We start from the raw sequence: 17,735 nt of genomic DNA on the forward strand, positions 1-17,735 counted from the left end.
GAATGCCTTTTAAACCCTTAGTGACCGCAGGAATTGAAGGTCTCCTCAATACGTTTCTGTATCGTTCGCCAGCGCTGAAATCAGCCAGAACGCGCTTACAGGGAAAAGTACTGTGTGTGAAACTAAAGGGATTTTCGACGCCATTAGTCCTGGTATTCAGCGAACGCCAGGTTGATGTGCTGGGGGCATGGGAAGGCGAAGCGGACTGTACGGTAATCACTCAAGCTAGCGTTTTGCCAAAACTACGCGATCGTCAGCAGCTGGCCGCGCTTATTCGCAGCGGCGAACTGGAAGTGCAGGGCGATATTCAGGTCGTGCAAAATTTTGTGGCGCTCGCCGATCTCGCCGAATTCGATCCTGCGGAGCTGTTGGCGCCATACACGGGTGATATTGCGGCGGAAAGTATCGGTAAGGTCGTGCGTGGCGGGGCTAAATTCCTGCGCCACGGGTTTCAACGCCAGCAGCGTTATGCCGCTGAAGCGATCACTGAAGAGTGGCGTATGGCGCCTGGCCCGCTGGAAGTCGCATGGTTTGCCGAAGAAACCGCGGCTGTTGAGCGCGCCGTAGATTCTCTGACCACACGGCTGGAAAAACTGGAGGCCAAATGACGCCAGGTGAAGTACGGCGCCTATATTTCATCATCCGCACGTTTTTAAGCTACGGCCTTGATGAACTCATCCCCCGAATGCGTCTTACACTGCCACTCCGATTATGGCGCTATTCGCTGTTCTGGATGCCAAACCGGCATAAAGATAAATTGCTGGGTGAACGATTAAGACTGGCGTTGCAAGAGCTGGGACCGGTCTGGATCAAATTTGGCCAGATGCTCTCCACGCGCCGTGACCTGTTCCCGCCGCAAATCGCCGATCAGCTCGCTTTGCTCCAGGATAAAGTCGCGCCATTCGATGGTCGGCTGGCGAAAGCCCAGATTGAAGAGGCGATGGGGGGGCTACCAGTCGAAGCCTGGTTTGACGACTTTGATATCCAGCCTTTAGCGTCGGCGTCAATCGCCCAGGTACATACCGCGCGATTGAAATCAAACGGTAAAGAAGTGGTTATTAAGGTCATTCGCCCGGATATTTTGCCGGTAATTCAGGCAGACCTGAAACTGATTTATCGCCTTGCTCGCTGGGTACCACGCCTGTTGCCGGATGGGCGTCGTCTGCGCCCGACGGAAGTGGTGCGTGAGTATGAGAAAACGCTGATCGATGAGCTGAATCTGCTGCGGGAATCGGCCAACGCGATTCAGTTACGCCGCAATTTTGAAAATAGTCCCATGCTATATATCCCGGAGGTGTACTCCGATTACTGTAGCCAGAACATGATGGTGATGGAGCGGATATACGGCATTCCTGTTTCGGATGTGGCGGCGCTGGAAAAGAACGGCACCAACATGAAACTGCTGGCGGAACGCGGGGTTAAAGTTTTCTTCACCCAGGTTTTCCGCGACAGCTTTTTCCATGCGGACATGCATCCGGGAAATATTTTTGTCAGCCATGAACACCCTGAAAATCCGCAATATATCGGCATTGACTGCGGTATCGTCGGGTCGCTAAACAAAGAAGATAAGCGTTATCTGGCTGAAAACTTTATCGCGTTCTTTAATCGCGATTACCGAAAGGTGGCAGAACTGCATGTCGATTCAGGTTGGGTTCCGCCAGATACCAACGTTGAAGATTTTGAGTTTGCCATCCGTACCGTCTGTGAACCTATCTTTGAAAAGCCGCTCGCGGAAATCTCGTTTGGTCATGTGTTGTTAAACCTTTTCAATACAGCGCGTCGATTTAACATGGAAGTCCAGCCGCAACTGGTGTTGTTGCAGAAAACATTATTGTATGTTGAAGGGGTTGGGCGGCAACTTTATCCTCAGCTTGATTTGTGGAAAACGGCGAAGCCGTTTCTTGAGTCCTGGATCAAAGATCAGGTGGGTATTCCGGCTCTCACGCGGGCTCTTAAAGAAAAAGCGCCGTTCTGGGTCGAAAAAATGCCAGAAATACCTGAACTGGTGTACGACAGTTTGCGCCAGGGCAAATATTTACAGCACAGTGTTGATAAGATTGCGCGCGAGTTACAGGTAAACCATGTGCGCCAAAGTCAGTCTCGTTATTTATTGGGAATTGGCGCAACGCTGTTACTGAGCGGGTCATTCTTACTCGTCAACCGCCCTGAATGGGGATTGATGCCTGGCTGGCTCATGGTCGGCGGCGTAGTGGTCTGGCTGGTTGGCTGGCGTAAAACTCGTTGAGATTTTTTATCGCTCAACGCCGGTTGTGTCACGCAGGTACATATTATCACTTGAGGCAGTACTCAGGCCGCAAGTCAATGTCGTCCCGGTCGTATGTAAAAGTATGTGAATAGGGCGGGCGAAAGCGGCTAACAAAGAGGCAGCGCGAAGGATAATGTGTATAATGCGGCCCTATTAATTCATCATCTATCACAGAGGAACATGTATGGGTGGTATCAGTATTTGGCAGTTGTTGATTGTTGCCGTTATCGTCGTACTGCTGTTCGGCACCAAAAAACTCGGTTCCATCGGTTCCGATCTTGGCGCGTCTATCAAAGGCTTTAAAAAAGCCATGAGCGATGATGATGCCAAACAGGATAAAACCAGTCAGGACGCTGATTTTACCGCTAAATCTATCGCGGATAAGCAAGGCGAAGCGAAAAAGGAAGACGCTAAAAGCCAAGATAAAGAGCAGGTATAATCCGTGTTTGATATCGGTTTTAGCGAACTGCTGTTAGTGTTCGTTATCGGCCTCATTGTGTTGGGGCCGCAACGATTGCCAGTAGCGGTAAAAACGGTAGCGGGCTGGATTCGCGCGTTGCGGTCCCTTGCGACAACGGTTCAGAATGAACTGACTCAGGAACTGAAACTTCAGGAGTTCCAGGACAGTCTGAAAAAAGTCGAAAAGGCGAGCCTGGAAAATCTGACTCCCGAACTGAAAGCATCTATGGATGAACTGCGTCAGGCGGCGGAGTCGATGAAACGCACCTACAGCGCTAACGATCCCGAACAAGCGAGCGATGAAGCGCATACCATCCATAATCCGGTGGTAAAAGGGAACGAAACGCAGCATGAGGGCGTCACCCCTGCCGCCGCTGAAACACAGGCGAGCGCGCCGGAACAAAAGCCGGAGCCCGTTAAAGCTAACGTGCCTGAGTTAACGGAAACCGCTTCCGTAGCCACGATAGACGCCGAGAAGAAATCCGCTGCGCCTGTTGTCGAATCTTCCCCCTCGTCGAGTGATAAACCGTAAACATGGCTGTAGAAGATACTCAACCGCTTATCACGCATCTGATCGAGTTGCGTAAGCGCCTGCTAAACTGCATCGTCGCAGTACTTCTGATTTTTTTGGCGTTAATTTATTTCGCCAATGATATTTATCATTTAGTCGCCGCACCGCTGATTAAACAGATGCCGCAAGGGGCGACAATGATTGCGACGGATGTGGCGTCGCCGTTTTTTACGCCTATCAAACTCACCTTCATGGTGTCTTTGATCTTATCCGCGCCTGTGATTTTGTACCAGGTTTGGGCCTTTATCGCCCCGGCGCTGTATAAGCATGAGCGTCGTCTGGTCGTACCGCTGCTGGTATCCAGCTCGCTGCTTTTCTACATTGGTATGGCCTTCGCCTATTTTGTCGTATTCCCTTTGGCCTTTGGTTTCCTGACGCATACGGCGCCGGAAGGGGTACAGGTTTCGACAGATATCGCCAGCTATCTTAGCTTTGTTATGGCGCTTTTTATGGCCTTTGGCGTAGCCTTTGAAGTGCCGGTGGCGATTGTGTTGCTGTGCTGGATGGGCATCACCACGCCAGAAGATTTGCGTAAAAAACGGCCTTATATCCTGGTCGGGGCATTCATTGTGGGAATGCTGCTTACGCCGCCAGATGTTTTCTCGCAAACGTTGCTGGCGATACCGATGTACTGCCTGTTTGAAATTGGCGTTTTCTGCTCACGCTTTTATGTCGGTAAGCGACGGACGCGCGACGAAGATAACGAGGCCGAAACCGAAAAGGCCGAGCACACTGAAGACTAAACACAACCGCCCGCCAGGGCGGTTGTCATATGGGGGCAAGCATGTTTGATATTGGCGTTAATTTAACCAGTAGCCAGTTTGCAAAAGATCGTGATGATGTGGTCGCCCGTGCGTTTGCGGCGGGAGTAAAAGGTATGCTACTGACCGGAACGAACATCCAAGAAAGTCAGCAGGCGTTAAAACTAGCGCGGCGCTACCCCCATTGTTGGTCGACAGCTGGCGTCCATCCCCATGACAGCAGTCAGTGGTCATCCGCGTCTGAAGACGCCATTATTGCGCTGGCGAACCAGCCGGAAGTCGTCGCTATCGGTGAGTGCGGACTGGATTTCAATCGCAATTTTTCCACGCCGCAGGAGCAGGAGCGTGCCTTTCAGGCGCAGCTACAAATTGCCGCCGAATTGCAGATGCCAATCTTTATGCACTGCCGGGACGCGCATGAGCGATTTCTGGCATTGCTTGATCCCTGGCTGGATAGTCTTCCGGGTGCAATACTGCACTGCTTTACCGGTTCACGCCAGCAAATGCAGGCCTGTGTGGACAGAGGGCTCTATATCGGTATTACCGGGTGGGTTTGCGACGAACGACGCGGACTTGAGCTACGTGAACTCTTACCGTTTATTCCAGCGGAAAAGCTACTGATAGAAACCGATGCGCCGTATCTGTTGCCTCGCGATCTTACGCCGAAACCAACGTCACGACGCAACGAGCCCGCGTATCTGCCTCACATCCTGGAGCGCATTGCGCTATGGCGTGGTGAAGATCCGCAATGGTTAGCGGCGATGACAGATGCCAACGCCAGAACCTTATTTGAGGTCGTATTCTGAACGATCGCTAAATCTTGCGAAAACCGGTGTTTTTTACGCTCTGCTTCACTTCTTTATTGAGTAAATTAAGCAGTAACATCGAACGCGTTTCGCCATCCGGTTCGGTAAAAATCGCTTTCAGCCCTTCAAATGCGCCTTCCGTGATGATGACGCTATCGCCGGGATAGGGGGTTTCAGGATCGACAACGCCTTCGGGCTTGTAGATAGAAAGCTGATGAATAACGCTGGAAGGCACGATCGCAGGATGCGCGCCAAAGCGCACAAAATGGCTGACGCCGCGCGTGGCGTTGATTGTAGTGGTATGTATCACTTCCGGATCAAATTCAACGAACAGATAATTAGGAAAGAGCGGTTCGCTGACGGAGGTACGTTTTCCGCGTACCATTTTTTCCAGGGTGATCATCGGTGTCAGGCAACTTACCGCTTGTCTTTCGAGGTGTTCCTGAGCACGCTGAAGTTGCCCGCGTTTGCAGTACAGTAAATACCAGGATTGCATAATGACTCTTATCCGCTTGTTCGGGGCGCAAGCATAGCAAAAGCCATGCGCGAAGTTAATTATACACTTCATCCTTTAAGCCGTATCTGGATTAGCGTTGGTTGCCAGAGTTCACGCTAATTTAACAAAAATACAGCATCCCGATGATGAACGCCGTATAATGATGCGCTTACCAAGAGGCTACAATGGACGCCATGAAATATCACGATTTACGCGACTTCCTGACGCTACTTGAGCAGCAGGGGGAACTAAAACGCATCACGCTACCTGTGGATCCTCATCTGGAAATCACGGAAATCGCTGACCGCACGCTGCGTGCCGGTGGACCGGCGTTGCTGTTTGAAAATCCTAAAGGTTACGCCATGCCGGTGCTGTGCAACCTTTTTGGCACGCCAAAACGCGTGGCGATGGGCATGGGGCAGGATGATGTTTCCGCATTACGGGAAGTGGGTAAATTATTAGCGTTTCTGAAAGAACCTGAGCCGCCGAAAGGCTTTCGCGATCTGTTTGACAAGCTGCCGCAGTTTAAGCAAGTGCTGAATATGCCGACGAAACGGTTACGCGGCGCGCCTTGCCAGCAGAAAATCGCGTCTGGCGATGATGTCGATTTAACGCGTCTTCCTGTCATGACCTGTTGGCCGGACGACGCCGCGCCGCTGATTACCTGGGGACTGACGGTAACGCGTGGTCCGCACAAAGAACGGCAAAACCTGGGCATTTATCGTCAGCAGTTGATAGGTAAAAATAAGCTGATTATGCGCTGGCTGTCTCACCGAGGCGGCGCGCTGGATTTTCAGGAGTGGTTAGCCGCGCGTCCGGGTGAACGTTTCCCGGTCTCCGTCGCATTGGGCGCCGATCCGGCGACGATACTTGGCGCCGTGACTCCTGTTCCCGATACTCTGTCGGAGTATGCCTTTGCGGGCCTGCTGCGCGGCACGAAAACTGAAGTGGTTAAATGCCTTTCTAACGATCTGGAAGTGCCTGCCAGCGCCGAGATTATCCTTGAAGGTTACATTGAGCCGGGAGAGATGGCGCCGGAAGGACCGTATGGCGATCATACGGGCTATTATAATGAAGTGGATAACTTTCCGGTCTTTACCGTCACGCATATTACGCAGCGTGAGGATGCCATCTATCACTCCACCTATACCGGGCGTCCGCCCGATGAGCCTGCGGTATTAGGGGTGGCGCTCAATGAAGTCTTCGTGCCTATTCTGCAAAAACAGTTTCCGGAAATCGTCGACTTTTATCTGCCGCCGGAAGGGTGTTCTTACCGCCTGGCGGTAGTGACGATGAAAAAGCAGTACGCTGGTCATGCGAAACGCGTCATGATGGGCGTCTGGTCGTTTTTGCGCCAGTTTATGTATACGAAATTTGTTATCGTTTGCGATGATGACGTTAACGCACGCGACTGGAATGATGTGATCTGGGCGATTACCACCCGTATGGACCCTGCGCGGGATACGGTGCTGGTTGAAAATACGCCGATTGATTACCTGGATTTTGCCTCGCCGGTCTCCGGGCTGGGTTCAAAAATGGGGCTGGATGCCACAAACAAATGGCCGGGCGAAACCCAACGCGAGTGGGGGCGTCCTATTGTTAAAGATCCTGAAGTTACCGCGCGTATTGATGCGATTTGGGATGAGCTGGCTATCTTTAAATAACTGAAAGCGGACATCGACATTTCAGGCTGCGGCGACTCGGCTTGAAAAATGTCGGTATTGACCCGACACCCGACAGAGGGAGCGCATGACAACCTTAAGCTGTAAAGTGACCTCGGTAGAAGCTATCACCGATACCGTATATCGGGTTCGTTTAGTGCCGGACGCGGCGTTTTCATTCCGCGCTGGTCAGTATTTGATGGTCGTAATGGACGAGCGTGACAAACGCCCGTTTTCGATGGCCTCAACGCCGGACGAGAAAGGGTTTATTGAATTACACATTGGCGCTTCCGAGCTCAATCTGTATGCGATGGCGGTCATGGATCGGATTCTGAAAGACCGGGAAATCGTCGTCGATATTCCGCATGGCGACGCCTGGCTACGTGACGATGAAGAGCGTCCGTTGATTCTGATCGCGGGCGGTACGGGCTTTTCTTATGTGCGCTCCATCCTGTTGACGGCGTTAGCGCGCAACCCGAACCGCGATGTTACCATTTACTGGGGTGGTCGCGAAGAAAAGCACCTCTATGATCTCTCTGAGCTGGAAGCACTCTCTGTTAACCATCCGAATTTGCGTATTGAACCTGTTGTCGAGCAGCCGGAAGAAGGCTGGCGTGGACGTACAGGAACGGTACTTACGGCGGTATTGCAGGATTATGGTACGCTGGCGGGGCACGATATTTATATTGCCGGACGTTTTGAGATGGCGAAAATCGCCCGCGATCTGTTCTGTCATGAGCGTAACGCGCGGGAAGATCGTCTGTTTGGCGATGCGTTCGCATTTATTTAACTATTTTATGGGACGCAGTAGCGTCCCTTTTTACGTTAGCCTACCTAAAAGTCCTCTTAAATATTAATTAATCGTCAACTATAAAACCTTATGATATTGAATATCTACAGGCTTTGTATTGCGTGTAATAAATTAAGTAATATTATGTCCTGAGGCTATCAATAAAAATAGTTAATTATATATGCTTCATTTATTTTTATAAAAGAAACATAAAATGGAAAGTTAGTTATTTATTTATAAGATGGAGAGTGTTATGAAATTTAAATATGCTTTAACTTCTCTCGCATTATCTGTTGCAATTTTGTCATCAGTACCTTCTACTGCTTTCGCCATCGGCGGCGCCAGCGGCGCTAAAGTGGACTATCAGGTCCAGGGAAAAATTGGCGAAGTTGTTATGAACCCCTATGATATCGCGCCGCTAACCGCCGTTATTCGTAATGGCGGTTACCAGTTACGTGACGTGCATGTACGGATTGTCCCCAAAGAAAATGGCCAGGAGATCGCGTATAAAGTTAATAATAAATACCTTTTAACGTATGGCGGTATTCCCGTCTTTGGTCTTTACCCGGATTATGTCAATACCGTTGAAGTTGAATATACAAGAATCCAGGGTAGTAAAACCGAAAATATAAAAGAAAGCTATAAAATGTATGCACCGCCTGCCTATATTGAATCGGCGGGTACAAAAGAAGAACAATCAGCACTCTTTACTATCGATGTTAAAAAGGTTTCCCCAGAATTTAAAGATCGCTTGTATCTTTTGAATAATACGAAAGATAAGTCTGGGAATGGAACGCGTACTGTCTGGAACAACCCTACTGGGGGTGCATTAGAATGGAACTTCACTACAGCTAACGCTATTATCGACACCTCCGGTGATATTCGTTGGTTTATGAATCCAAGTTCAATTTATGATTTAAAGTCAATTTATCGTGCTGGCGTTATGATGGGCTTTAAACAAAACCAGGATGGCGCACTATCGTGGGGCTACGGTCAGCGTTATGTGAAATACGATATCATGGGGCGTGAAATCTTTAACCGCCGCCTGCCGGATAATTATAACGATTTTTCACACTCAATGGATAACGCGGCCAACGGTCACTACTTCCTGCGTGTAGCCAGCTCTAACTATAAACGTCCTGATGGGAAAAATGTTCGTACCGTGCGTGATGTGATTGCCGAAGTTGATCAGAACGGCGTGGTAGTGGATGAATGGCGTCTGTTTGATATCCTCGATCCTTATCGTGATGTGATAATGAAAACCCTCGATCAGGGCGCTGTGTGCCTGAATATCGACGCCAGCCAGTCCGGCCATACGTTGAGCGAAGAAGATCTGGCGGCGCTGGACTCCTCCGACAAATTCGGGGATATCGTGGGTAGTGGGGCTGGCCGCAACTGGGCGCATGTCAACAGCGTCGACTATGACAGTGAAGATGATTCCATCATCATCAGCTCCCGCCACCAGAGTGCGATTATCAAAATCGGCCGCGATAAGAAAGTGAAGTGGATACTGGGTACGCCTGCTGGCTGGAAAGCGCCATTTAATGCCGCAATTCTGACGCCAGTGGATAGCAAAGGCCAAAAAATCGCCTGCCAGGACAGTGGCTGCGAGGGTGACTTCGACTGGACATGGACGCAACATACGGCCTTTAAAATTGATAGTAAGAGTAAAGGCGATATCTTATACCTTTCCGCTTTCGACAATGGCGATGGCCGCGGCTTAGAACAGCCTGCTATGCAGAGTATGAAATACAGCCGCTCCGTGATTTACAAAATCGACCAGAAAAACAAGACAGTCCAACAGATCTGGCAATACGGTAAAGAGCGCGGGAACGAGTGGTTTAGCCCGGTAACCTCTATCACCGAGTACCAGACTGACAAGAATTCTGTGTTCGTGTATTCCGCAACAGCAGGTGGTGCGTTTGATTTGTCGGTAGGCGCATTTACCAGCTTGCCTAATCCGTATCTGGAAGAGTTCAAATGGGGAGAAAAAGAGCCTGCGGTCGAAATGCAAATACATGGTGCGCGTGGATATCAGGCTATGCCATTTAGCCTGACCAAAGCGCTTACTGAGTAGAACGGGCCATACGGTGAAAAAACCCGCCCCTGACGGGCGGGAAAAACGGCAACTAAACTGTTTCCCGTCATAATTCGCGCAGCCTCTTTGTTGGCTGCCTTTGCTCACCCCGGGCACATGGTTATCTATGTTCCCGGGGGATTCGCTCAGTTGCCGCTGCGCTGCAATGCGAGTTATTTAGGGGATATTATCTTTGATTAAACCCGCTCAAACACCGTGGCGATGCCCTGACCCAGACCAATACACATCGTCGCCAGACCAAACTGCGCGTCTTTGCGCTCCATCAGGTTGATAAGCGTGGTGCTGATACGTGCTCCGGAGCAGCCGAGCGGATGACCAAGCGCGATCGCGCCGCCGTTGAGGTTGATCTTCTCGTCTATCTGCTCCATCAATCCCAGATCCTTAATGCATGGCAGGATCTGTGCGGCAAACGCTTCGTTCATCTCAAACACATCGATATCGCTGGCTGACAGTCCCGCTTTTTTCAACGCCAGTTTTGACGCCGGAACCGGCCCGTAACCCATAATTGACGGATCACAACCCACCACTGCCATTGAGCGAATACGGGCGCGAGGTTTCAGGCCCAACTCACGGGCACGACTTTCGCTCATTACCAGCATGGCGGCTGCGCCATCGGAAAGCGCGGATGAGGTGCCCGCCGTGACCGTGCCACTAACCGGATCAAATGCCGGACGCAGCGTTGATAGCGCTTCGACCGTGGTTTCCGGGCGGATCACTTCATCGTAGTTAAACTGCTTCAACACGCCGTCTGCATCATGACCGCCAGTCGGGATAATCTCCGTTTTGAATGCGCCAGACTGCGTGGCGGCCCAGGCGCGAGCGTGAGAACGCGCGGCGAACTGGTCCTGCATTTCCCGGCTAATGCCGTGCAGGCGGGAGAGCATTTCCGCCGTTAGCCCCATCATCCCTGCCGCTTTGGCGACGTTGCGACTCAGACCCGGGTGAAAATCCACGCCGTGGCTCATCGGCACGTGCCCCATATGCTCCACGCCGCCAACCAGACAAACCTGCGCATCGCCGGTCATGATCATTCGCGCTGCATCGTGTAACGCCTGCATCGAGGAACCACACAGACGGTTGACGGTGACCGCCGGTACCGAATGGGGAATTTCTGCCAGCAGCGCGGCGTTACGGGCAATGTTGAAGCCTTGCTCCAGCGTTTGTTGTACGCAGCCCCAGTAAATATCATCGAGGGTCGCCGCTGTAAGCGACGGATTACGCGCCAGCAGGCTACGCATTAAGTGGGCGGAGAGATCTTCTGCCCGCACGTTGCGAAACGCGCCGCCCTTCGAACGGCCCATCGGGGTGCGAATAGCATCGACAATGACAACCTGTTCCATTGTGACTCCTTAAGCCGTTTTCAGAGAACCAACCGGACGGGCTGGTTCAACCGGGGGATAATACGGTTCGTTATGGCGCGCTTTATTACGCAGCCCTTCCGGCACTTCATACAGCGGGCCGAGGTGTTGATACTGCTGCGCCATATCAAGATATTTCGCGCTGCCCTGTGTATCCAGCCAGCGGAATGCGCCGCCGTGGAACGGAGGGAAGCCCAGGCCGTAGACCAGCGCCATATCGGCTTCCGCCGGGCTTGCGATAATGCCTTCTTCCAGACAGCGAACCACTTCGTTAATCATCGGGATCATCATACGGGCGATTATCTCGTCGTCGCTGAAGTCGCGTTTCGGCTGACTGACGCTTGCCAGCAGGTCATCCACCGCGGCATCTTCTTCTTTCTTCGGCTTACCCTTGCTGTCTTCTTTATAGCGCCAGAAGCCCAGACCGTTTTTTTGCCCAAAACGGCTGGCGTCAAACAATGCGTCGATCGCGTCGCGATACTCTTTCTGCATCCGTTGCGGGAAGCCTGCCGCCATTACCGCCTGCGCGTGATGCGCGGTATCAATACCCACCACGTCGAGCAGATAGGCCGGGCCCATCGGCCAGCCGAACTGTTTTTCCATCACTTTATCGACCTTGCGGAAATCCGCGCCGTCGCGCAGCAGTTGACTGAAACCGGCGAAATAGGGGAACAGCACGCGGTTAACAAAGAAGCCGGGGCAGTCGTTGACTACAATCGGTGTCTTGCCCATTTTGCTGGCCCAGGCGACGACTTTGGCAATGGTTTCGTCTGAACTCTTCTCGCCGCGAATGATTTCAACCAGCGGCATCCGGTGTACCGGGTTGAAGAAGTGCATTCCGCAAAAGTTTTCCGGACGTTCCAGGGCGCTTGCCAGTTCGCCAATTGGGATGGTGGAGGTATTTGAGGCCAGCACGGTTTCCGGGCGCACTTTCTGCTCGGTTTCCGCCAGTACCGCTTTTTTGACTTTCGGATTTTCGACTACCGCTTCGACAACAACATCTACGCGATCGAAACCGGCATAATCGAGAGTCGGGTGGATGGTCGAAATGACGCCCGCCAGCTTCAGACCGTCGATCTTGCCGCGCTCCAGCTGTTTGTTCAGCAGCTTGGCCGCTTCGGTCATGCCGAGGTTCAACGATTTATCGTTGATATCTTTCATGATGACCGGTACGCCTTTCCAGGCCGACTGGTAAGCGATACCGCCGCCCATAATGCCCGCGCCCAGTACGGCTGCCTGTTTCGGCGTCTCAATATCTTTGGTCAGCTTTTTGGCTTTACCTTTTACATATTGATCGTTGAGGAAGATACCGACCAGCGCACGAGCCTCATTGGTATGCGCCAGCGGAACAAAGCTTTTATTTTCCAGATTCAGCGCTTCTTCACGACCAAAACGCGCGGCGGCTTCAATGGTTTTCACTGCGGTCATCGGCGCCGGATAATGTTTACCCGCCGTTTGTGCGACCATGCCTTTAGCGATGGTAAAGCTCATCGCCGCTTCAATTTTGCTGAGTTTCAACGGTTCCAGTTTCGGCTGGCGTTTAGCTCTCCAGTCGAGATCGCCGGTAATGGCCTGGCGTAACACCGCTATCGCGCCTTCAATTAGCTTCTCTTGTTTGACCACGCCGTCCACAAGGCCGATTTTCAGCGCGTGCTCAGCACCGACATCTTTACCTGCCGCGATAATCTCCAGCGCGCTGTCTGCGCCAAGCATACGCGGCAGACGAACGGAGCCGCCGAAACCCGGCATGATGCCCAGTTTAGTTTCCGGCAGACCGATACGGAGGTCTGGCGTCGCCAGACGGTAATCGGTGGCCAGCACGCATTCGCACCCGCCGCCCAGCGCATAGCCGTTTACGGCGGCAAGGGTCGGTACGGGTAAATCTTCCAGACGATTAAAGACGCTGTTAGCGAAATGCAGCCATTGGCTTAACTGCTCTTCGGGGACGAGGAACAGTGAAAGAAATTCGGTGATGTCCGCGCCGACAATAAAGGCCGCTTTATTCGAGCGCAGCAGCAGCCCTTTTAAATCGTGTTGCTTTTCCAGCACCTCAAGCGCCTGGCCGAGGCTGGCGACGGTTGCGGTGTCGAGTTTATTGACCGAGCCTGGAGCATCGAACACCAGTTCGGCGATGCCATCTTCCAGCCAGTCGAGGTACAGGGTGTCGCCTTTATAAAGCATGTCAGTCTCCTGAATCCACAAGGTGATCTGGTCGTACCAGATGAAGCGAAGTGTGTATTTTGTGTTAATAAAATGCAAATAAATGATTAAAGAAATGCCGATGTGATCACGCTCGGCAGAGATCACGCTCTCGTGGGGCGATGTGCTAAGATGCGGGAACTTGAGGTCAAAAAAACAGAAGGGTAAAAAATGGAATCACTGGCCGCGCTCTATAAAAATCATATTGTTATCTTACAAGAACGGACGCGCGATGTTCTGGCGCGCTTTAAGCTGGATGCGTTACTTATTCACTCCGGCGAGCTATTCAACGTCTTTCTCGACGATCACCCTTATCCGTTTAAGGTCAATCCGCAGTTTAAAGCGTGGGTGCCGGTAACTCAGGTTCCAAATTGCTGGCTGCTGGTCGATGGCGTCAACAAACCCAAATTGTGGTTTTATCTGCCGGTCGATTACTGGCATAACGTTGAACCGCTGCCAACGTCCTTCTGGACGGAAGAAGTCGAGGTCGTCGCCTTGCCGAAAGCGGATGGCATCGGCAGCCAACTGCCTGCCGCGCGTGGCAATATCGGCTATATCGGCCCGGTTCCTGAGCGCGCGCTACAATTGGATATCGCCGCCAGCAACATCAACCCGAAAGGTGTTATCGACTATCTGCATTACTACCGCGCCTATAAAACGGATTATGAACTGGCCTGTATGCGCGAAGCGCAGAAAATGGCGGTGAGCGGTCATCGGGCGGCGGAAGAGGCCTTCCGTTCCGGCATGAGCGAGTTTGACATCAACCTGGCGTACCTGACCGCCACGGGACATCGCGATACCGATGTTCCATACAGCAACATTGTGGCGCTGAACGAACATGCCGCCGTGCTGCATTACACGAAACTGGATCATCAGGCACCGTCTGAAATGCGCAGTTTCCTGCTGGATGCGGGCGCGGAATACAACGGCTACGCGGCGGATCTGACGCGAACCTGGTCGGCGAAAAGCGATAACGACTACGCCCACCTGGTGAAAGATGTTAACGACGAACAGTTGGCGCTGATCGCTACCATGAAGGCGGGCGTTAGCTATGTGGATTATCATATTCAGTTCCATCAACGCATCGCGAAGCTGCTGCGTAAGCATCAAATCATTACCGACATGAGTGAAGAGGCGATGGTGGAAAATGATCTCACCGGGCCGTTTATGCCGCACGGTATTGGTCATCCGTTGGGTCTGCAGGTACACGATGTGGCCGGGTTTATGCAGGATGATTCCGGTACGCATCTCGCCGCGCCGTCCAAATACCCGTATCTGCGCTGCACGCGTGTGTTACAGCCGCGAATGGTGTTGACTATCGAACCGGGGATTTACTTCATCGAATCGCTGTTAGCGCCGTGGCGCGAAGGGCCGTTCAGCAAGCACTTCAACTGGCAGAAAATTGAAGCGCTCAAGCCTTTCGGCGGTATTCGCATTGAAGATAACGTGGTCATCCACGAAAACGGCGTGGAAAACATGACGCGGGATTTAAAACTGGCGTAATGGACAGTTGGTTAATCCCTGCAGCGCCGGTCACCGTTGTTGAAGAGATCAAAAAAAGCCGTTTTATTACGCTATTGGCGCATACCGATGGCGTAGACGCGGCGAAAGCGTTTGTTGAGTCAGTCAGAGCTGAGCACCCTGATGCGCGCCACCATTGTGTGGCGTGGGTGGCGGGTGCGCCGGACGACTCACAGCAACTGGGCTTTTCAGACGACGGCGAACCGGCGGGAACGGCAGGCAAGCCGATGCTTGCGCAATTGATGGGCAGCGGCGTCGGAGAGATTACTGCCGTCGTCGTGCGCTACTATGGTGGTATTCTGCTGGGTACGGGCGGGCTGGTAAAAGCCTATGGCGGCGGTGTGAATCAGGCATTACGTCAGCTTGCCACACAACGCAAGACGCCATTAACCGAATATACTTTGCAGTGTGAGTACGGTCAGTTGGCCGGAATCGAAGCATTATTAGGACAGTTTGCCGGGAAGATCGTTTCCAGCGATTATCAGGCGTCTGTTCGGCTCAGGGTGGCGCTTCCTTTTGCTCATGTGAATGCATTTTCCACAAAACTGGCGGATTTTAGCCGTGGTTCATTGCAATTGCTAGCGATTGAAGAATAATCCCCACCTCATTTTTAAGAATAAAGGAAGCGGCAGAGATGCATTTTCGCGCCATTACCCGAATCGTTGGACTACTGGTTATCTTATTTTCGGGGACAATGATTCTCCCGGGACTGGTAGCGCTAATATATCGTGATGGCGCAGGAAGAGCGTTCACGCAGACCTTTTTTGTCGCGCTGGCGATCGGTTCCATACTGTGGTGGCCGAACCGTAGGGAAAAGGGCGAGCTGAAATCCCGCGAAGGATTTCTTATCGTGGTGCTGTTCTGGACCGTGCTGGGCAGCGTGGGTGCGCTGCCGTTTATTTTCTCGGAAAGCCCAAACCTCACCATTACCGATGCTTTTTTTGAATCGTTCTCCGGGTTAACCACCACGGGCGCCACTACGCTGGTGGGGCTGGATTCATTACCGCACGCCATTCTCTTTTATCGTCAGATGCTGCAATGGTTTGGCGGTATGGGGATCATTGTGCTGGCGGTGGCGATTCTCCCTATCCTCGGCGTCGGGGGGATGCAGCTCTATCGGGCGGAAATGCCGGGGCCGCTCAAAGATAACAAAATGCGCCCGCGTATTGCCGAGACGGCGAAAACGCTGTGGCTTATCTATGTCTTGCTAACGGTAGCCTGCGCGCTGGCGCTATGGTTTGCAGGGATGCCCGCGTTTGACGCTATCGGACACAGCTTCTCCACTATCGCTATCGGCGGCTTCTCAACGCATGACGCCAGCGTAGGCTATTTTGATAGTCCCACTATTAATACCATCATCGCTATTTTCCTGCTGATCTCCGGTTGTAACTATGGCCTGCATTTCTCTTTATTAAGCGGGCGTAGCCTGAAAGTATACTGGCGCGATCCGGAATTCCGCATGTTCATCGGCGTACAGTTGACGCTGGTGGTAATCTGCACGCTGGTACTGTGGTTCCATAATATCTACGACTCGGCGCTGACAACGCTAAATCAGGCATTCTTCCAGGTTGTGTCGATGGCGACAACGGCAGGGTTTACCACGGACAGCATTGCGCGCTGGCCGCTGTTTTTGCCCGTCTTGCTGCTATGTTCCGCGTTTATTGGCGGTTGCGCCGGGTCAACGGGCGGGGGGTTAAAGGTCATCCGTATTCTGTTGTTGTTTAAACAGGGGAACCGCGAACTCAAACGTCTGGTGCATCCGAATGCCGTTTACAGTATTAAGCTGGGGAACCGGGCGCTGCCAGAACGTATTCTGGAAGCCGTCTGGGGATTCTTTTCTGCCTACGCGCTGGTATTTATCGTCAGTATGCTGGCCATTATCGCTACAGGCGTAGATGATTTCTCGGCTTTCGCCTCGGTAGTGGCTACGCTTAATAACCTGGGACCGGGGCTGGGGGTGGTTGCTGATAACTTCGCCAGTATGAATCCGGTTGCGAAATGGATACTCATCGCCAACATGCTATTTGGTCGTCTGGAAGTATTCACTTTGCTGGTACTTTTTACCCCGACTTTCTGGCGTGAATAATGGAGTAACACGTGAAAACATTGATTCTTTTCTCTACCCGGGACGGACAAACGCGCGAAATTGCCTCTTATCTGGCTTCTGAACTCAAAGAGATGGGGATCTGGGCCGATGTCGTTAATCTGCATCGCGCAGAAGAGCCTGACTGGGATAGCTATGATCGCGTAGTGATTGGCGCGTCTATTCGTTATGGTCATTACCACAGCGCCTTTCAGGAGTTTGTTAAGAAATATGCCACGCGGTTGAACGGAATGCCGAGCGCCTTTTATTCCGTTAACCTGGTGGCGCGTAAAGCTGAAAAACGGACGCCGCAGACTAACAGCTACGCGCGTAAGTTTTTAATGAGTTCTCCATGGCGACCTGACTACTGTGCCGTCATTGCAGGCGCGCTTCGCTATCCCCGCTATCGCTGGTATGACCGTCTGATGATCAAGCTTATTATGAAGATGTCGGGCGGCGAAACGGATACCAGTAAAGAAGTGGTGTACACCGACTGGGAGCAAGTTGCGCACTTTGCCCGTGAAATAGCCCATTTAACCAACAAATCGTCGGCAAAATAAACGCAAAGAATAAAAAGTGCGCACTCAGAAAATTATTTTAAATTTCCTCTTGTCAGGCAGAAATAACTCCCTATAATGCGCCACCACTGACACGGAACAACGGCAC

The 17,735-nt window shown here is 52.1% G+C and carries 16 protein-coding genes; 13 read left to right on the forward strand and 3 right to left on the reverse strand.

The window, feature by feature from the left end:
• The first annotated feature begins 2 nt into the window (after positions 1-2).
• The 6 genes from ubiJ to tatD all read left to right on the forward strand — a co-directional run bounded on the left by ubiJ (position 3) and on the right by tatD (position 4,863).
• Positions 3-608 carry a ubiquinone biosynthesis protein UbiJ gene (gene ubiJ / locus NBA72_RS21755; protein ID WP_001116093.1) on the forward strand — a complete coding sequence of 202 codons (606 nt, stop codon included), beginning with the start codon at positions 3-5 and terminating at the stop codon, positions 606-608.
• The gene (ubiB, locus tag NBA72_RS21760) at positions 605-2,245 is read left to right on the forward strand and encodes a ubiquinone biosynthesis regulatory protein kinase UbiB (RefSeq protein WP_000187559.1); all 1,641 of its coding nucleotides are present in this window, start codon (positions 605-607) and stop codon (positions 2,243-2,245) included. Before ubiJ ends, ubiB begins: the two co-directional genes overlap by 4 nt.
• A gap of 205 nt (positions 2,246-2,450) precedes the next feature.
• Positions 2,451-2,705 carry a Sec-independent protein translocase subunit TatA gene (tatA, locus tag NBA72_RS21765; protein ID WP_000508972.1) on the forward strand — a complete coding sequence of 85 codons (255 nt, stop codon included), beginning with the start codon at positions 2,451-2,453 and terminating at the stop codon, positions 2,703-2,705.
• A 3-nt stretch (positions 2,706-2,708) separates the two neighbouring features.
• Complete coding sequence (gene tatB / locus NBA72_RS21770) at positions 2,709-3,257, forward strand: Sec-independent protein translocase protein TatB (protein ID WP_017442067.1); 549 nt, start codon at positions 2,709-2,711, stop codon at positions 3,255-3,257.
• A gap of 2 nt (positions 3,258-3,259) precedes the next feature.
• A complete protein-coding gene (tatC, locus tag NBA72_RS21775) occupies positions 3,260-4,039 on the forward strand; it encodes a Sec-independent protein translocase subunit TatC (protein WP_000257554.1) in 780 nt (259 codons plus the stop codon).
• Between the two features lie 41 nt (positions 4,040-4,080).
• Positions 4,081-4,863 carry a 3'-5' ssDNA/RNA exonuclease TatD gene (gene tatD / locus NBA72_RS21780; protein WP_042949739.1) on the forward strand — a complete coding sequence of 261 codons (783 nt, stop codon included), beginning with the start codon at positions 4,081-4,083 and terminating at the stop codon, positions 4,861-4,863.
• Between the two features lie 7 nt (positions 4,864-4,870).
• Here the strand turns inward: tatD and rfaH are convergent, their stop codons facing one another.
• Entirely contained in the window at positions 4,871-5,359 is a 489-nt protein-coding gene (gene rfaH, locus NBA72_RS21785) for a transcription/translation regulatory transformer protein RfaH (RefSeq protein WP_001192410.1), read from the reverse strand.
• Between the two features lie 185 nt (positions 5,360-5,544).
• Here rfaH and ubiD point away from each other — a divergent pair, with 185 nt between their 5' ends.
• The 3 genes from ubiD to NBA72_RS21800 all read left to right on the forward strand — a co-directional run bounded on the left by ubiD (position 5,545) and on the right by NBA72_RS21800 (position 9,887).
• Positions 5,545-7,023 (forward strand): 4-hydroxy-3-polyprenylbenzoate decarboxylase, encoded by a 1,479-nt coding sequence (ubiD, locus tag NBA72_RS21790; RefSeq protein WP_000339760.1) that lies wholly within the window; start codon positions 5,545-5,547, stop codon positions 7,021-7,023.
• Positions 7,024-7,108: 85 nt separating this feature from the next.
• On the forward strand, positions 7,109-7,810 hold the full coding sequence (gene fre / locus NBA72_RS21795; RefSeq protein ID WP_000209832.1) for an NAD(P)H-flavin reductase: 702 nt from the start codon (positions 7,109-7,111) through the stop codon (positions 7,808-7,810).
• Between the two features lie 253 nt (positions 7,811-8,063).
• The gene (locus NBA72_RS21800; RefSeq protein ID WP_000669887.1) at positions 8,064-9,887 is read left to right on the forward strand and encodes an aryl-sulfate sulfotransferase; all 1,824 of its coding nucleotides are present in this window, start codon (positions 8,064-8,066) and stop codon (positions 9,885-9,887) included.
• 197 nt (positions 9,888-10,084) lie between these two features.
• On the opposite strand, the gene fadA is transcribed toward NBA72_RS21800, so the two are convergent.
• On the reverse strand, positions 10,085-11,248 hold the full coding sequence (fadA, locus tag NBA72_RS21805) for an acetyl-CoA C-acyltransferase FadA (protein ID WP_000438778.1): 1,164 nt from the start codon (positions 11,246-11,248) through the stop codon (positions 10,085-10,087).
• Positions 11,249-11,257: 9 nt separating this feature from the next.
• Positions 11,258-13,447, reverse strand: coding sequence for a fatty acid oxidation complex subunit alpha FadB (gene fadB, locus NBA72_RS21810; RefSeq protein ID WP_000966001.1), 2,190 nt, complete (start codon positions 13,445-13,447; stop codon positions 11,258-11,260).
• A gap of 189 nt (positions 13,448-13,636) precedes the next feature.
• Here fadB and pepQ point away from each other — a divergent pair, with 189 nt between their 5' ends.
• From pepQ to hemG, 4 genes are read left to right on the forward strand one after another with little or no spacing between them, the layout of a single operon-like run.
• A complete protein-coding gene (gene pepQ / locus NBA72_RS21815; RefSeq protein ID WP_042949740.1) occupies positions 13,637-14,968 on the forward strand; it encodes a Xaa-Pro dipeptidase in 1,332 nt (443 codons plus the stop codon).
• Positions 14,968-15,582 (forward strand): IMPACT family protein, encoded by a 615-nt coding sequence (locus NBA72_RS21820; protein WP_000378897.1) that lies wholly within the window; start codon positions 14,968-14,970, stop codon positions 15,580-15,582. The genes pepQ and NBA72_RS21820 overlap by 1 nt, the downstream gene beginning before the upstream one ends.
• A 38-nt stretch (positions 15,583-15,620) precedes the next feature.
• Positions 15,621-17,072 carry a Trk system potassium transporter TrkH gene (gene trkH, locus NBA72_RS21825; protein ID WP_000545688.1) on the forward strand — a complete coding sequence of 484 codons (1,452 nt, stop codon included), beginning with the start codon at positions 15,621-15,623 and terminating at the stop codon, positions 17,070-17,072.
• Positions 17,073-17,083: 11 nt separating this feature from the next.
• Positions 17,084-17,629 carry a menaquinone-dependent protoporphyrinogen IX dehydrogenase gene (gene hemG / locus NBA72_RS21830; RefSeq protein WP_000853982.1) on the forward strand — a complete coding sequence of 182 codons (546 nt, stop codon included), beginning with the start codon at positions 17,084-17,086 and terminating at the stop codon, positions 17,627-17,629.
• The last annotated feature ends 106 nt before the right edge of the window (positions 17,630-17,735 follow it).

Origin of the sequence: Salmonella sp. NW1250 (assembly GCF_051812965.1) — a bacterium.
GTDB lineage: Bacteria > Pseudomonadota > Gammaproteobacteria > Enterobacterales > Enterobacteriaceae > Salmonella > Salmonella enterica.

What these genes read in the sequence shown, in the direction of transcription:
- fadA (WP_000438778.1), bottom strand. Translation starts at nt 11,248, where the DNA reads ATGGAACAGGTTGTCATTGTCGATGCTATTCGCACCCCGATGGGCCGT.
- rfaH (WP_001192410.1), bottom strand. Translation starts at nt 5,359, where the DNA reads ATGCAATCCTGGTATTTACTGTACTGCAAACGCGGGCAACTTCAGCGT.
- fadB (WP_000966001.1), bottom strand. Translation starts at nt 13,447, where the DNA reads ATGCTTTATAAAGGCGACACCCTGTACCTCGACTGGCTGGAAGATGGC.
- NBA72_RS21800 (WP_000669887.1), top strand. Translation starts at nt 8,064, where the DNA reads ATGAAATTTAAATATGCTTTAACTTCTCTCGCATTATCTGTTGCAATT.
- tatD (WP_042949739.1), top strand. Translation starts at nt 4,081, where the DNA reads ATGTTTGATATTGGCGTTAATTTAACCAGTAGCCAGTTTGCAAAAGAT.
- ubiD (WP_000339760.1), top strand. Translation starts at nt 5,545, where the DNA reads ATGGACGCCATGAAATATCACGATTTACGCGACTTCCTGACGCTACTT.
- ubiB (WP_000187559.1), top strand. Translation starts at nt 605, where the DNA reads ATGACGCCAGGTGAAGTACGGCGCCTATATTTCATCATCCGCACGTTT.
- pepQ (WP_042949740.1), top strand. Translation starts at nt 13,637, where the DNA reads ATGGAATCACTGGCCGCGCTCTATAAAAATCATATTGTTATCTTACAA.
- fre (WP_000209832.1), top strand. Translation starts at nt 7,109, where the DNA reads ATGACAACCTTAAGCTGTAAAGTGACCTCGGTAGAAGCTATCACCGAT.
- NBA72_RS21820 (WP_000378897.1), top strand. Translation starts at nt 14,968, where the DNA reads ATGGACAGTTGGTTAATCCCTGCAGCGCCGGTCACCGTTGTTGAAGAG.
- ubiJ (WP_001116093.1), top strand. Translation starts at nt 3, where the DNA reads ATGCCTTTTAAACCCTTAGTGACCGCAGGAATTGAAGGTCTCCTCAAT.
- trkH (WP_000545688.1), top strand. Translation starts at nt 15,621, where the DNA reads ATGCATTTTCGCGCCATTACCCGAATCGTTGGACTACTGGTTATCTTA.
- tatC (WP_000257554.1), top strand. Translation starts at nt 3,260, where the DNA reads ATGGCTGTAGAAGATACTCAACCGCTTATCACGCATCTGATCGAGTTG.
- tatA (WP_000508972.1), top strand. Translation starts at nt 2,451, where the DNA reads ATGGGTGGTATCAGTATTTGGCAGTTGTTGATTGTTGCCGTTATCGTC.